The organism is Halomonas sp. YLGW01 (assembly GCF_014840935.1).
Classification (GTDB): Bacteria; Pseudomonadota; Gammaproteobacteria; order Pseudomonadales; family Halomonadaceae; genus Onishia.
Genome location: NZ_CP062005.1, coordinates 2,188,333 through 2,202,218 on the forward strand (window position 1 = coordinate 2,188,333; position 13,886 = coordinate 2,202,218).

The 13,886-nt window shown below is 65.1% G+C and carries 13 protein-coding genes; 3 read left to right on the forward strand and 10 right to left on the reverse strand.

Annotated elements, in window-relative coordinates:
* The first annotated feature begins 56 nt into the window (after positions 1–56).
* Together IEJ03_RS10125 and IEJ03_RS10130 are read left to right on the forward strand one after the other, a co-directional pair.
* Positions 57–437: a hypothetical protein gene (locus IEJ03_RS10125; protein WP_192034743.1), complete on the forward strand. Its 381-nt coding sequence runs from the start codon at positions 57–59 to the stop codon at positions 435–437.
* Between the two features lie 196 nt (positions 438–633).
* Entirely contained in the window at positions 634–1,659 is a 1,026-nt protein-coding gene (locus IEJ03_RS10130; protein WP_192034744.1) for a TAXI family TRAP transporter solute-binding subunit, read from the forward strand.
* Positions 1,660–1,743: 84 nt separating this feature from the next.
* Here IEJ03_RS10130 and IEJ03_RS10135 read toward each other — a convergent pair whose 3' ends face one another.
* From IEJ03_RS10135 to IEJ03_RS10165, 7 genes are all read right to left on the reverse strand, one after another.
* Positions 1,744–2,757: a zinc-dependent alcohol dehydrogenase family protein gene (locus tag IEJ03_RS10135; protein WP_242457933.1), complete on the reverse strand. Its 1,014-nt coding sequence runs from the start codon at positions 2,755–2,757 to the stop codon at positions 1,744–1,746.
* A gap of 236 nt (positions 2,758–2,993) precedes the next feature.
* Positions 2,994–3,791, reverse strand: a complete 798-nt coding sequence (locus IEJ03_RS10140) for a DUF2797 domain-containing protein (protein ID WP_192037277.1) — start codon at positions 3,789–3,791, stop codon at positions 2,994–2,996.
* Between the two features lie 32 nt (positions 3,792–3,823).
* Entirely contained in the window at positions 3,824–4,111 is a 288-nt protein-coding gene (locus IEJ03_RS10145) for a DUF1315 family protein (RefSeq protein ID WP_192034745.1), read from the reverse strand.
* Positions 4,112–4,155: 44 nt separating this feature from the next.
* The gene (locus IEJ03_RS10150; protein ID WP_192034746.1) at positions 4,156–5,007 is read right to left on the reverse strand and encodes a rhomboid family intramembrane serine protease; all 852 of its coding nucleotides are present in this window, start codon (positions 5,005–5,007) and stop codon (positions 4,156–4,158) included.
* A 243-nt stretch (positions 5,008–5,250) separates the two neighbouring features.
* Positions 5,251–6,246 carry a metallophosphoesterase gene (locus tag IEJ03_RS10155; protein WP_192034747.1) on the reverse strand — a complete coding sequence of 332 codons (996 nt, stop codon included), beginning with the start codon at positions 6,244–6,246 and terminating at the stop codon, positions 5,251–5,253.
* Between the two features lies 1 nt (position 6,247).
* Positions 6,248–7,129, reverse strand: a complete 882-nt coding sequence (locus IEJ03_RS10160; RefSeq protein ID WP_192034748.1) for an NAD(+) kinase — start codon at positions 7,127–7,129, stop codon at positions 6,248–6,250.
* Between the two features lie 74 nt (positions 7,130–7,203).
* Positions 7,204–8,082 (reverse strand): carboxylate/amino acid/amine transporter, encoded by an 879-nt coding sequence (locus IEJ03_RS10165; RefSeq protein ID WP_192034749.1) that lies wholly within the window; start codon positions 8,080–8,082, stop codon positions 7,204–7,206.
* A gap of 25 nt (positions 8,083–8,107) precedes the next feature.
* Between IEJ03_RS10165 and IEJ03_RS10170 the strand changes: the two genes are divergently transcribed.
* Positions 8,108–8,569, forward strand: coding sequence for a DUF6314 family protein (locus IEJ03_RS10170; protein ID WP_192034750.1), 462 nt, complete (start codon positions 8,108–8,110; stop codon positions 8,567–8,569).
* A 120-nt stretch (positions 8,570–8,689) separates the two neighbouring features.
* On the opposite strand, the gene IEJ03_RS10175 is transcribed toward IEJ03_RS10170, so the two are convergent.
* From IEJ03_RS10175 to IEJ03_RS10185, 3 genes are all read right to left on the reverse strand, one after another.
* Entirely contained in the window at positions 8,690–10,372 is a 1,683-nt protein-coding gene (locus IEJ03_RS10175; protein WP_192034751.1) for a glycerol-3-phosphate dehydrogenase/oxidase, read from the reverse strand.
* A 163-nt stretch (positions 10,373–10,535) separates the two neighbouring features.
* The gene (gene glpK / locus IEJ03_RS10180; RefSeq protein WP_192034752.1) at positions 10,536–12,044 is read right to left on the reverse strand and encodes a glycerol kinase GlpK; all 1,509 of its coding nucleotides are present in this window, start codon (positions 12,042–12,044) and stop codon (positions 10,536–10,538) included.
* Between the two features lie 97 nt (positions 12,045–12,141).
* Positions 12,142–13,869: an ABC transporter substrate-binding protein gene (locus IEJ03_RS10185; RefSeq protein ID WP_192034753.1), complete on the reverse strand. Its 1,728-nt coding sequence runs from the start codon at positions 13,867–13,869 to the stop codon at positions 12,142–12,144.
* Between the last annotated feature and the right edge of the window lie 17 nt (positions 13,870–13,886).

The following is a 13,886-nucleotide window of genomic DNA, read 5'->3' on the forward strand; positions in this document are numbered from 1 at the left end:
GGGCGCCTTCTGATCATGGACCGCCCGCTCAAGGCCCGTCTTAAGGAAAGTCCCCCATGACCGACACCCCCTCTGCCCAGACGCTCCTGCGTGATTACCTGACACAGGTTGCCCGCAGGGGCCAGCCCGTGACCTACCGCCATGCCTGTAACGCCCTGGGGATCACCCCGCCTGGCATGATTCAGACCCTGGCACGGCTACTGGAAGACAGCATGCGTGATGACGCCAGGGCCGGTCGCCCCTTCCTGGCCGCACTGGTGGTCAGCCAGTCACGGGAGCGCCGCGACCTGCCGGCCCCGGGCTTCTTCGCGACCGCCCGTGCGCTCGGTCGTCTCGACGACGAGGCGGCAGCCGAAGTCGATCAGACAGCGACCCTGGACACGGCTCGGCGGTTCCACGAGCAGGAACTGGCGGCCGTGCGCACCACCTATGGCTGATATTCGATCCTATGACTGATACCGGACAGAGAGCCTGACACTCGGCTGGCTGCCTGCTAGCAGCAAGGACCTCGTCCTGCCACCTGATTCCCCTGTCTCGGCAGGGGGAGTCAACTCATATTGTGGAAGCCGAACGGGGTGGCTATACCGAAGGGTGGAATCCCTCCCCTGCTGCTTGATCGAAAGAGGCTGCCCCATGTCGCTCGCTTCCTCGCCTCCTCAGACACACGCCTTGTTCCCGATCGCGCCCCGCTCCCCGCAACGTCCCGGGCATCTCCTGGCAGGACTCTGGCTGCTCGGCGCCCTGTTGACCTTCGGCCTGGGCCCCGCCGCGGCACAGGTCGAGCCGCCGACGCTGACCATCGGCACGGCAAGTCCCAGCGGGGTCTACTATCGCACCGGCCGCGCCATCTGCCGCGTGATCGAGGTGCCCTGCCTGGCGGTGGGAACAGGAGGCTCGGTGGCCAACCTCGAGGCCGTTCGCGAGGGGCGTTTACCGATGGCCCTGGCGCAGTCCGACGCCCAGTACCGGGCCGTGAAGGGGCTGGAAGAATTTGCAGGTGCAGGCCCCGACACGGATCTGCGGTCAGTCTTTTCCCTGCACAGCGAACCCTTCACCCTGGTGGTACGCCGCCGCGCCGGTATCGACCGCTTTCAGGACCTGCCCGGCCATGCCATCAACCTGGGCAACCCGGGGTCGGGGCAGCGTGGCACTATGGAGGTGGTCATGGACACCGTCGGCTGGACGCGGAGCGACTTCGCCCAGGCCAGCGGCCTGCCCGCCGACCAGCAGGCCTTCGAACTCTGCCACGGTAACATCGAGGCCATGGTCTATACCGTGGGCCACCCCAACCGCAGCGTCGGCAACGCGATTCGCCTCTGCGATGCCCGCATCATCGGTGTCGAGGGTGACGTCATCGAGGCATTGCTGGCTGCACACCCCTACTATTCTCGAGCCACCATCCCGGCCGGCCTCTACGGCCCCGACCAGCCGGCGATTGCCACCTTCGGCGTGCGCGCCACCCTGATCGCCTCACGCGACACCGACCCCGGCCTGGTCTATGACACCGTCAAGGCCGTCTTCGAGCACCTTCCCCGCTTCAAGGATCATCATCCCGCTTTCGCGGAACTCACGCCGACGCTCATGATTCAGGAGGGGCTCAGCGCTCCGCTGCACGAGGGCGCCCTGCGCTACTACCGCGAGCAGGGCTGGCTCGACTGACTCAGAGGCTCGGGCCCGGGTTCAGAAGAACCGGTTCAGAAGAATCGGTTCAGATGAATCGGCGGTTCCAAGGCTTCAGGCGCATCAGGGGATCAGTACCGCCGCCCCACTGAGCCGGCCGTGGCGCAAGTCGGCGAGGGCCCGATTGGCCTCACTCAAGGGATAGGCCGTGGTTTCGGTGTGGATCGGCACTAGGGGGGCGAGACGCAGAAATTCCACGCCGTCGCGCCTGGTCAGGTTGGCCACCGAACGCAAGCAGCGCTCCTCCCACAGCAGGCGATAGGGAAAGCACGGGATGTCCGACATGTGGATGCCACCGCAGACCACCGTACCGCCCGGTCTGACTCGCGAAAGCGCCAGCGGCACCAGTTCGCCGACCGGGGCGAAGATGATCGCGGCATCCAGCGACGCGGGGGGCTCCTGGTCGCTGTCCCCCGCCCAGCAGGCCCCCAGGCGCCGGGCGAAGGCCTGGGCTTCCTGGTCACCGGCTCGCGTGAAGGCATAGACGGCGACGCCCCGGGCAACGGCCAGCTGGGCGAGGATATGCGCCGCGGCACCGAAACCGTAAAGACCCAGGTGACGGATGCCCTCGCCGGCGAGCCGATAGGCCCGGTAACCGATCAGCCCGGCACACAGCAGCGGTGCCGCGGCCTCGGGCGCGTAGCCGGTGATAGGAAAGCAGAAATTCGCGTCGGCCACGCAGTACTCGGCGTAGCCGCCGTCGCGGGTATAGCCGGTGAACTCGGCCCGGGGACAGAGGTTCTCGCGACCGGCCAGGCAGGCCTCGCAGGCGCCACAGGTCCAGCCAAGCCAGGGCACGCCGAGCCGCTCCCCCAGCGCGAAGCGCGTCACGCCCGGGCCAAGCGCCGTCACCTCGCCGACGATCTCGTGGCCCGGCACCAGCGGCAGCTTGGGGTCGGGCAGCTCGCCATCGACGATGTGCAGGTCGGTACGACACACCGCACAGGCCAACACCCGAAGCTGCACCTCACCGGGGCCCGGCAATGGCCGCGGCAGGCGCCGCGCCACCAGAGACTCGCCCGGACGCACCAGGCACATCGCCGACATCGTCTCACTGTGGTCTGTGGTCTTCGCCATCGCCTCTGCCTCCGCTTCCGACACCCCGCTCCCAGATAGCCGCCGCGTCACGCATGACAGGCGCTCCATCATGACAGCGACACCTCACAGCATAGCCCGGCGGTGGCTAGCTCACGGTCAAGGTGACTCGGCAATAGGACAGGAACGAAAGGCAGAAGGCAGGGCCCCCGAACCACGTCAGCCGGCCGCCGCTGCATGTGCAGATCGACGGCCGGCGCGGCTGGGGCCAGACGGGCTCAGGCGAGTTCGACTTCGTAGCCAGTAAACTTGCGCAGGTTGATGACGCCGGTATCGAGGATCAGGTACTGCCCCTTCAGCCCCATCAGGGTGCCGGCGACCTCGGGGGTCTTGTCGAAGTTGTGGGAGACGATCTTGCGGGGAAACTCGAGCACCGGGTAATCGAGGCTGACCGGCGCATCATCCAGAACGCGAATGGCGTCATCGCCGAAACGCTCGCGCAGGTTGGCAAGCCCACCCTCGAGCCTGGCCAGCAGCCGGTCACGCTCACCGATGAGATCCATCGGCTCGACATCGCCCTTGAGCATGGCACGCCAGTTGGTGCGATCGCTGACCTCTTCCTTGAACAGCATCTCCACGAAGCCCGACTGCTGACGCGTCTGGACCTCGAGAATCGGCAGCGCCTGGATGGCGCCCTGATCGAGCCAGCGGGTCGGCACCTGGGTACGCCGGGTAATGCCAACCTTCAACCCGGACGAGTTGGCCAGGTAGACCACGTGGGGCTGGAAGCAGTGACGTTCGGCCCACGCAGGCTCACGGCAGGTGCCGGCGAAGAAGTGGCAAGTCTCGGGCTTCATGATGCAGGTATCGCAGCTGGCCAGGCGCTTGAAGCAGGGGTAACAGTGGCCCTGGGCGAAGCTCTTCTTGGTTGCACGGCCGCAATGGGTGCAGGCGATGGCGCCGGTCCAGGTGAGCCGCAGTGGCTGGCCCAGGCGCTCATTAAGAGGCAGGCGCGCCTCGTCGAGACACAGCGCGTAGTCTGCCGGCTCCCCCGTCGCTCCGGGGGCAATGGCCATCTTGCTCAGACAGCCGCGGGCGGCGGTGTCGATCAGTTCACCCACGTGAGGGTTTCCTCGCCGTCGCTGCCACGCTCATCGCCACTCTCACCGCCACCGTCGCTGCCGCAGCCCGAGCGATCCAGATAGCCGACCCGCTGGTCGGGCGCCACGCCATGTTCGGCCTCATACTTGATCACGGCCTCGAGGCACAGCTCGACCTGCTCGGCGGTGAGCACCCGGCCATCGGGCCATTTGCGCAGGGACACCGCCTGCTTGAGGCTGTCATAGATGGCCGGCGTCATCTGCTCCACCATCCTGTCGAAGGTCATCTCGCTCATCTCAATCTTCCTGTTGTGACATAGGGAGTGCCATCACCATCGCGTCAGGCCCTGCGGGCACGGCGCGCATCATACCAGCCCAGCACCAGGCCCACGACCAGACCACCCAGGTGAGCCTCGTTGGCCACGTTGCCGAAGCCCACCAGCCCGGCCAGGTCGGTCATGGTGAAGACCATCCAGCCCAGCATGAACACCACCAGCATCTGGGGCACGAAGAAGCCACTGTGCGGTGCCCAACGCGACATCAGCCATACATAGCCGAGCAGCGCATAGACCACCCCGGACATGCCACCGAACAGCACGGTGCCGGTGGCGTACTGAGCCAGGTTGCCAGCGATGGCGCTGATCAGGGTGAGGGACAGCATGACGCCGGCGCCGCGCAACGCCTCGACCTGACGGCCGAAGTACCATACCCACAGCAGGTTGAAGATCAGATGCATCCAACCGAAGTGCAAAAGCGCCGGGGAGAACAGCCGCCACAGCTGCCCCGAGCCCAAAGTGTCGGCCAGGGTACCGAGGCTCAGGCTGCCGCCCGCCACGGCCACCGGCACGATGGTCAGCATGGCCACCACGATGTCGCCGAGCAGGCCCATCAGGGCAAACACCAGCAGGCAGACCGCCAGCAGGCTGGCGGTCACCGGTGCCAGGGCGAAGGGACGCGTCAGCGGTGAGGCCGAGAGCCTGCTCCTGGCGGCGTGACCGGCAGGCATCAATGCCTCGCCGCGCTGCCAACGTTCCAGTAGCCGGGTGAGCTCGTCGAACTGGGCGGGATCCGCCAACCACAGGGTGTAGCCGTCCTCGTCCTCGGTGAAGCGATGGCCGATGCGGTGAGCCCACAGGGCCTGGCGCAGGGCTCGGGTATCGGTGTCTCGGGGCAGCATGAGCACCTTCAACATGCAGGGTTCCTTATCATGCCGATGGAGAATGGGGGGCGTCGATACGCCACGAAAGGCGCCATCAGGCCAGTGTAACGGAATCCACAAAGAAAAATCCGGCGGAGGGGGCCGCCGGACAAAAGCAAGGGATCATTCAAGGGAACAACCTTGAGATACACCTCACGGGAAGAAGTTCATGCGCGTTGCCTAAAATAATGTAGCACTTTGTCAATAAAACGTAACAAAACGTTCGTCCGCCGCTATTCAATCGAAATCGATCTCCCAGGGCCTTGGCATGGCCTGCTCGTCCTGGGGCACCCTGAGCCAGACGAAGTGATTGGCGTCCAGGCGCGCCTCGCCGCTCCAGCGGTAGGCCACCAGGCGGCCGAACTTGACGGCGCTGTAGTCGAGACAGGCCACGTTGGGCGCCGGCAACGCCGGGATGCCCTCGCACCAGTAGTGGCCGATGAAGAGCGGCGGCTCCTCGGGGCCGTAGTAGCTCAGGCGGGCGCGTTCGCCGTCGCTCAGCGGGCGAAGCTCCAGATCGCCGGGCAAGTTATCCGGCTGAAAGACCACATCGCCATAGGTCTGCGGATAGCGCGCCCAGAAGTGGGTCCGGAAGCTGCGGCGCCTGAAGCCGTCTCCGGAATGAATCTCCAGGTTATCGGGCAGGGTGAGGTGGCTCCCGCGAGTCAGCCGATCCATGATCGCGAAGGCCTTAGTGCCGTGGACCGCCGACTCGCGCAGGAAGGCATCGTCCATGCACCCGTCAGGGTGATCCTCGCGAAAGGTGTCGATCAGGGCCTGGTCCCAACAGGCGTGGACCACCCGCAGGCCGTCCCGCTCGAGGAACAGCGGGATCTGCATGAACCAGGCAAGGGTATCGTCCCACTCGTTCAGATAATCGCGGTACTGCTCGAGGGTGTCCTTGATGATGCGGTTATGACGCGGCGTATGGGCACGCAGGAAGCCGCCCTCGGGGTCGCGGCGGCAATAGGCCAGGGCGTTGTACTCATGATTGCCCATGACGATATGCGCCTCACCGGCCTCGACCATGCGCCGAGCGATGGTCACCGCCAGGCGGATGCGGGGGCCACGATCGATCAGGTCGCCAAGGAAGATCACCCGCCGTCGGGGATGACGATAGACGCCCCGCCGACGGTGATAGCCGAGCTTCTCGAGGAGCGCCGCCAGGGTAGCGCCGCAGCCGTGCACGTCACCGATCAGATCATAGCCTTCGATGCCATCGCTCAGGGTCATTTCAATCCCCCAGCCGGCTGCTCCAGCCGAGCTTGCTGCGACAGACCTCGTAGAAGTTATGACCCAAGGGATGCACCAATTTCAGGCGCTGGGGCTTCCTGCGCACATAAAGGATGTCGTCGGGCTTGGACACCACACGGGTCTGACCGTCGCAGCTGACGTGGGGGTAGGCTTCGTTGGTCTCGCCGATATGAATGCGGATCTCGGCGCCCGCATCGACCACGATGGGCCGGCTCGACAGGGTATGGGGAAACATCGGCACCAGGGTGATGGCATCGATGCTGGGGTGCACGATGGGCCCCCCGCCGGAGAGTGCGTAGGCGGTAGAGCCGGTGGGGGTGGCGATGATCAGGCCATCGCTGCGCTGACTGTAGACGAACTGGCCATCGATGAAGAGCTCGAACTCGATCATGCGCACCGCCTTGCCGGGATGCATCACCACGTCGTTGAGCGCCTCGGCACTCCCGACCAGGGCATCGCTGCGATAGACCTCGGCATCGAGCAGGAAGCGCTCCTCGATGGTGTAGCGCCCGGCCAGCACCTCGCCAACCTTGTCCTCGAGCTCACTGGGCGAGATATCGGTCAGAAAGCCCAGCCGGCCACGATTGACCCCGAGCACCGGGGTACCGCTCTGGCACAGCGCTCGCGCCGCGCCGAGCAGACTGCCATCACCGCCGACCACGATCACCAGGTCGCATATCTCACCGAGCATCGGCCGGCTGGCTACCTGCTGGCCGTGATCCAGCATCACTGTGGCGGTGCGATCCTCGAGGATGACGTGATAGCCGCCTTCATCGAGGAAACGGATCAGTCGCTTGAGGGTATCCACCACCTTGGCACTACCCATGCGGCCGATCAGGCCGATGTTCTTGAAGGTTGTCATGCGCACTCCCGCCTCAACGAGCCGCCATTATGCGGACTCCCGGCGGGAGCGGCAAACCAGCCCACGGAACACCCTCAAGCCAGCGGCGAGACCGGCAGGCGGCGACGGCGCACCCACCATTCGTTGATGGCGAGCGAGGCCAGGATAATGGCACCGCCCAACGCCAGGCGCGACAGATCGGCATCCCGGTTCCAGAGCACCAGGTTGACCACCAGCCCCGCCGGCACCAGGGCGTTGTTCATGATCGCGAGTGCCCCGGCATCGACCTTGGTTGCGCCCTTGTTCCACAGGAAGTAGCCGAGCCCCGAGGCGACCAGGCCCAGCCAGGCCAGCACGCCCCACTGCAGGCCAGTGGTGGGCAGCTTGCCGGGGTTGCCGAACAGGGTGAAGGCCACCACCACCAGCGCCAGCGCCCCCAAGTAGAACCAGCCGAAGATGCTGTACTGAGGCACCCCGTCATTCAGGCGAACGGCCAGATGGCGGTAGGCGACCTGCCCCAGCGCGAAGCACAGGTTGGCCCCCTGCACCACCAGGAAACCGAGCCAGAAGCCACTATCCACGCCCTGATAGCGGATCACCGCGGCTCCGGCCACGGCAAGCGCCGCACTGAGCAGGTAGAATGGCGTGAAACGTCCGGCCAGGGCATCGTCGATCAGGGTCACGTAGAGCGGCGTGAAAATGGTGAACAGCAGCACCTCCGGCACCGACAACAACAGAAACGACTGATAGAAGAAGATGTACATCAGCCCCAGCTGCACGGCGCCGATCGCCATCAGCGCCAGCTTGTGACGATGCGCCAGCAGCCGAGGCTTCAGAAACGGCAGGAACACCAGCGTGGCCAGCACGATACGCACCAGCACCGCGAAGTAGCTGTCGACCTGACCGGACAGATAAGCGCCGATCAACGAGAACGAGAAAGCCCACAGGGCCGTGACGCCCACCAGATAGCCCATTGGTTAACTCCTTGAGGATATGAAGTTGACAAGCATTATACGCGTGCGCGCCCTGCTACCAAGCATCTGTCGTCTGAAATTTTCGCCACGCTCCGGCGCCGCCTCTCAGTGCGACTGGTCCGGCGAAGGGCATGGCCGCGTCACGGTCAGCGAGGAAGGCAATGTACTGCGCTTTCACGAGGAGGGCCACTTCGCGCTGGCGGGACAGCCGCACGAGGTCGCGTTTCGCAATGTCTATCGCTGGGAGCTGGAAGGGGATCGCTTGCGCCTCTTTCACGAACGGCGTGGCCGCGAGGCGGCCGTCTGGCTGTTCGACCTGATCGAGGCTGACGACGGCAGCGGCCTGGTCGCTGCTGAACCTCACCTGTGCGGCGCGGATCGCTACACGGCGCGGCTCGCGATCATCGAGGACGGTTTCAGCCTCGACTGGACCATTCAGGGCCCTCGCAAGGACGAGGCGATCGCCTACCGCTATTTCGTTCGCTGAGCCCTCATTTTCGCAATGCCCGCTGCATTGGCTAGGCGGCGGCATGGCGGCTGAGCGACGTCGCCGGCCCCTTGCCCTCGCGACTGACCGGTTCTCTTGACCGGTTCTCTTATGACGGTCTCAGCGCCATTTCAGCGATTCCGAATGCGCTGGGTTATCGGCATGGGAGTCATCGCTCAACACCTCGGCGGCGTCCTGGGCCAGCGGGCTCGTCAGGTACTCCTCGAGCTTGGCCTTAGCCTCGTCGCCGAACAGGATCTCGCAGGCTTCCCTGAGGCCGGGGGCGTTACGAACCTCCTCGGCGCTCACCACCAGCGAGATCTTCGAGCGCCGGCGCAGGAAGTCCTCGAGCCGGGTGATCATCTCGCGACGCTGAGCCTGTCGAATCTCGCAGCGCAGGTACTCGGTACCCTCGATCAGCACCTCGGCCTGACGCGGGTCTTCGCGTATCTCCTCGAGCATGTCCAGCGCCTGGGCGCCGTACCGTCGCCACAGCCGGGTGCTCAGGGCCTCGTGATGATGGGATGCCATGGCGTCCAGCCTCATCAGGCGTGCCTGATGGAAGAACTCCTCGCGCACCTCCCGACCCGGCTCGCCGTACCAGACAAAGTCCGCATAGGGCACCTCGACGCCAAGCTCCTGTACCGCCGCGACGACCTCGTCGCCGACGTTGAGGCAGTCGGTCAGCTTACCGCCGAAGATGCTCAGGTGGTGAGTGGAGGCATCGATATCGATGACATGCTTTCGAGAGAGCTGCAGGAAGTCCCGGTCGCCCCCCGAGCTCGCCTTGACCGCCAGCGGCCGCACGCCGCAGCGGGTGGAAATGATGTCGTCGCGGGTCAGCGGCGCCTGAAGAGTCAGCCGCTTGTTGATGTTGTCCAGCACGAAGCGGATATCATCGTCGGTGACCTGCACCTCGGGGCTGTCGACGCGGGTATCGGTGGTACCGATGCAGGTACGCCGCCCCATGGGAATGACGAAGAACAGCCGGCCGTCATCGGCGAAGAAGGCCAGCACCCGCTGATGCTCGCTGAGTTGCGGCACGATCAGGTGAATGCCCTTGGAATAGACGTGCTGGTGCTCGGTGCTCTCACCGCTCAGGGCGTTGTGCTGATCCACATAGGGTCCGGCGGCATTGATCAGCACCCTGGCGCGAATCTCGAAGGTCTCGCCGGTCATGACATCGCGTGCCTGGGTGACCCAGTCTTGACCGTCCCGCTTGGCACCCAGCGACTCGACGTAGTTGGCCGCCGCACAACCGCGGTCCATGGCGCTGCGCACGAAGTTGAAGACGAAGCGCGCGTCGTTGTCGTGCAGGTAGGCATCGGAATACTCGAAGCCGCCGACGCTGCCGGCGATATCGACGATTGGCTCGCGGTCCTTGATGCCGGCCGGCGACAGGTAGTGCGGGATCCTGGTGAAGCCATTGCCGATCAACCAGTACAGCCAGCTACCGGCCCACAGGTAGCGCGGGTGATAGCGAAAGCCGCCGGCGATGGTGGTCAGGAAGCGGATCTCCTTAACCGTCGAAGGAAAGTGCTTGATCAGGTGGTTGCGGCTCTTGCACAGCTTCCTGACCAGCGGGAAGTCATGGCTTTCCATGTACTTGATGCCGCCCCACACCAGGTTCGAGGAATGCATGCTGGTGCTGCCGGCGAAATCGCCCCGGTCAATCAGCGCCACCCTGACGCCCTTGCCGGCCAGCGCCGCCGCCGAGGCCGCGCCGTTGATGCCTCCCCCGATGACCAGGACATCGAAGTTCTCTTGCTGCTGACGCTCGATATTGTGCTTGCGCAGTTGCATGATGCCGTGCCTTTGTGAAGTGACGAAGCAGCGACGGCGGCCAGGCCGTCGAGGGAGACACTACGACAGGTCGCAGCGGCGGGAGATGTCGATGCCCTGTCGGCACCTCCCATGCTTATGCCCCCGATGAAGCAATATAGGGAGTCACCCCATGCAAAGAGGCTTACTCCAGCGGTGCATCCCAGGCCTTGGACAAGGCCACCGCCCGGTGCCAGCGCTGATAGAGGGCGGCGCGATCTGCCTCCGGCATGCCGGGCTTGTAGCACTGGGCGAGCTGCCACTTGGCATCGATCTCGGCGCGATCCTTCCAGAACCCGGTCGCCAGCCCGGCCAGGTAGGCGGCACCCAAGGCGGTGGTCTCGGTGATCCGCGGCACCTTGACTGGCACCCCCAGGGTGTCGGCCTGGAACTGCATCAGGAAGGTATTCACCGCCCCGCCGCCGTCGGCCCGCAACTCTTTTAGCGGGATGCCGGATTCATCCACCATGATCTCGACAATATCGCGGGTCTGATAGGCAATGCTCTCGAGCACCGCCCGGGCGATATGGGCCTTGGTGGTACCCCGCGTCACGCCGAGCAGGGTGCCCCGCGCGTAGGGATCCCAGTGCGGCGCACCGAGTCCGGTCAGGGCAGGCACGAAATAGACGTTGTCATTACCCGACAACGAGAGCGCCATGCGCTCGGTATCCGCGGCATCATCGATGATGTTGAGCTCGTCGCGCAGCCACTGAACCGCCGCACCGGTGACGAAGATCGCCCCTTCCAGGGCATATTCCACCGGCTCGTCGCCGATCCCCCAGGCGATGGTCGAGAGCAGGCCGTGCTGGCTGGCGACCGGCTGGGTACCCGTGTTCATCAACAAGAAGGACCCGGTGCCATAGGTGTTCTTGGCCATGCCCTCGCCGTGACAGGCCTCACCAAACAGCGCGGCCTGCTGATCGCCGGCGATGCCGGCCACCGGCACCCGCGCGCCGAAGAAGGCCTCGGGGTCGGTCTCGCCGAAGAGCGAAGACGACGGCTTGACCTCGGGAAGAATGGCTGCGGGGACCTTGAGCAGGTCCAGCAACTCGTCATCCCATTCGAGGTGATGGATGTTGTACATCAGGGTGCGCGAAGCATTGGACACATCGGTGGCGTGCACTCGCCCGCCCGTGAGCTTGTGAACCAGCCAGCTGTCGATGGTGCCGAAGGCCAGCTCGCCGCGCTCGGCGCGCTCGCGCAGGCCGGCGACGTTGTCGAGCAGCCAGCGAACCTTGGTACCAGAAAAGTAGGGGTCGCAGATCAACCCGGTCTTGGCGCGGAAGGTCGCCTCCAGCCCCTCCTCGCGCAGGGTCTCGCAGATGCCCGCCGCTCGGCGGTCCTGCCAGACGATCGCCCGATGCACGGGCTCGCCGGTCTCGCGATCCCACAGCAGGGTGGTCTCGCGCTGGTTGGCGATGCCGATACCCTCGATCTGGGTCGGCAATATGTCGGCCCGGTTGAGCGCCTCCTCGATGACCTGATGCGTCACGCTCCAGATCATCTCGGCGTCATGCTCGACCCAGCCGGGCTTGGGGTAATACTGGCGGAACTCCCGGTAGGCCTTGCCCCGGGCGATGCCGTCATGATCGAAGACCAGCACCGTCGAGCCGGTCGTGCCCTGGTCGATGGCCAGGATATAGCCCTTGTTCATGCAATTTCCTCACCGCCGCCTCGTCCCGCGAGCGGGACGAGGCGGCGTCATGCCGGTTGACGATGGTTCCCTCGATGACTGTCCGTCGAGATCGGCCTTACTGCTGCCAGGACTTGATCAGCTCGTCGTAGGGGACGGTAGTGCCCTTTGGCATCTCGTTGTCGAGCTTGGCCTTGGGCGCGCCGGGCTGGGAGAGCCAGTACTCCGGATCGCGTTCCTCGTTGAGCTTGGGCTCGAAGGTCGCGAACACCTTCGCCCGAGCCAGCCGCGCCATGATGTTGTCGAGATCGCCCGCCAGGTTGTCCAGGGCCTCCTGAGGCGTGACATCGCCACTGACCGCGGGGGCCAGGTTCTGCCACCACAGCGGCGCCATGCGCGGATAGTCCGGCACGTTGGTGGAGGACGGCGTCCACTTGGACTGATCCGGGCTACGATAGAACTCCACCAGGCCGCCCAGCTTGGGTGCCATCTCGGTCATCTCCTCGGAGAAGATGTCGGAGCGGCGGATCGGCGTCAGGCCGGCGATCAGCTTCTCCAGCGACACCGTCTTGGCGGTGGTGAACTGGGCGTACAGCCAGGCCGCGGTGCGACGATCCTCGGGGGTGGAATCGAAGAAGGTCCAGGAGCCCACGTCCTGATAGCCGACCTTCATGCCCTCTTCCCAGTAGGGACCCGCCGGGGAAGGCGCCATCCGCCACTTGGGGTTGCCTTCGTCATCGGTGACCGGCACGTCGGGGCTGGTCATGTCGGCGGTGAAGGCGGTGTACCAGAACATCTGCTGGGCGATCAGGCCCTGGGCGGGCACCGGCCCGGCCTCGCCGAAGGTCATGCCCTGGGCCTCGGGCGGCGCATAGTCACGCAGCCAATCGACCATCTTGGTGACCGCGAACACCGAGGCCGGCGAGTTGGTCGCCCCACCCCGGCTGACGCTGGCGCCGACCGGGCGACTCTCTTCGTCGACACGGATGCCCCAGTCATCCACCGGGTTGCCGAAGGGCACACCGGGGCTGCCCATGCCGGCCATCGACAGCCAGGAGTCATGGAAGCGCCAGCCCAGCGACGGGTCGCGGCGCCCGTAGTCCATGTGACCGTAGACCTTCTGGCCGTCGATCTCGCCGACCTCGTTGGTGAAGAACTCGGCGATGTCCTCGTAGGCGGTCCAGTTGGTCGGCACGCCCAGATCGTAGCCATAGATGTCACGGAACTGCTTCTGCAGGTCCTCGCGCTGGAACCAGTCGTAGCGGAACCAGTAGAGGTTGGCGAACTGTTGATCCGGCAGCTGGTAGATGTCGCCGTCCGGCCCGGTGGTGTACTGGATGCCGATGAAGTCCTCGAGATCCAGGGTCGGCAGGGTGTAATCCGCCCACTCATTTTCCATCGCCTTGGACAGGTTGATGGTGGTGCCGTAGCGGATATGGGTACCGATGGCATCCGAATCGTTGACGTAACCATCGTAGATATTGCGACCCGATTGCATCTGGGTCTGCATGTTGTTGACCACGTCCCCCTCACCGATGATGTTGTGGGTGAGCTCGATGCCGGTCAGCTCGGAGAAGGCCTCGGCCAGGACATCGCGCTCGTAGACGTGGGTGGTCAGGCCCTCGGAGACCACGTTGATCTCCATGCCGCGGAAGGGCTCGGCGGCCTTGGCGAACCATTCAAGCTCGGCGATCTGCTCCTCGCGGCTCAGGGTCGAGTCCTGGAAGTGCTCGTCCAGCAACCGCTCGATGACGGCCTGGGTGTCGTGGTTATCGGCGTGCAGCGAACCGCTGGCCAGCATCACGCCAGCCGCCAGCGCAGAGAGTCGCATTCTTGTCGGTATCATAATGACCTCTTCTTATT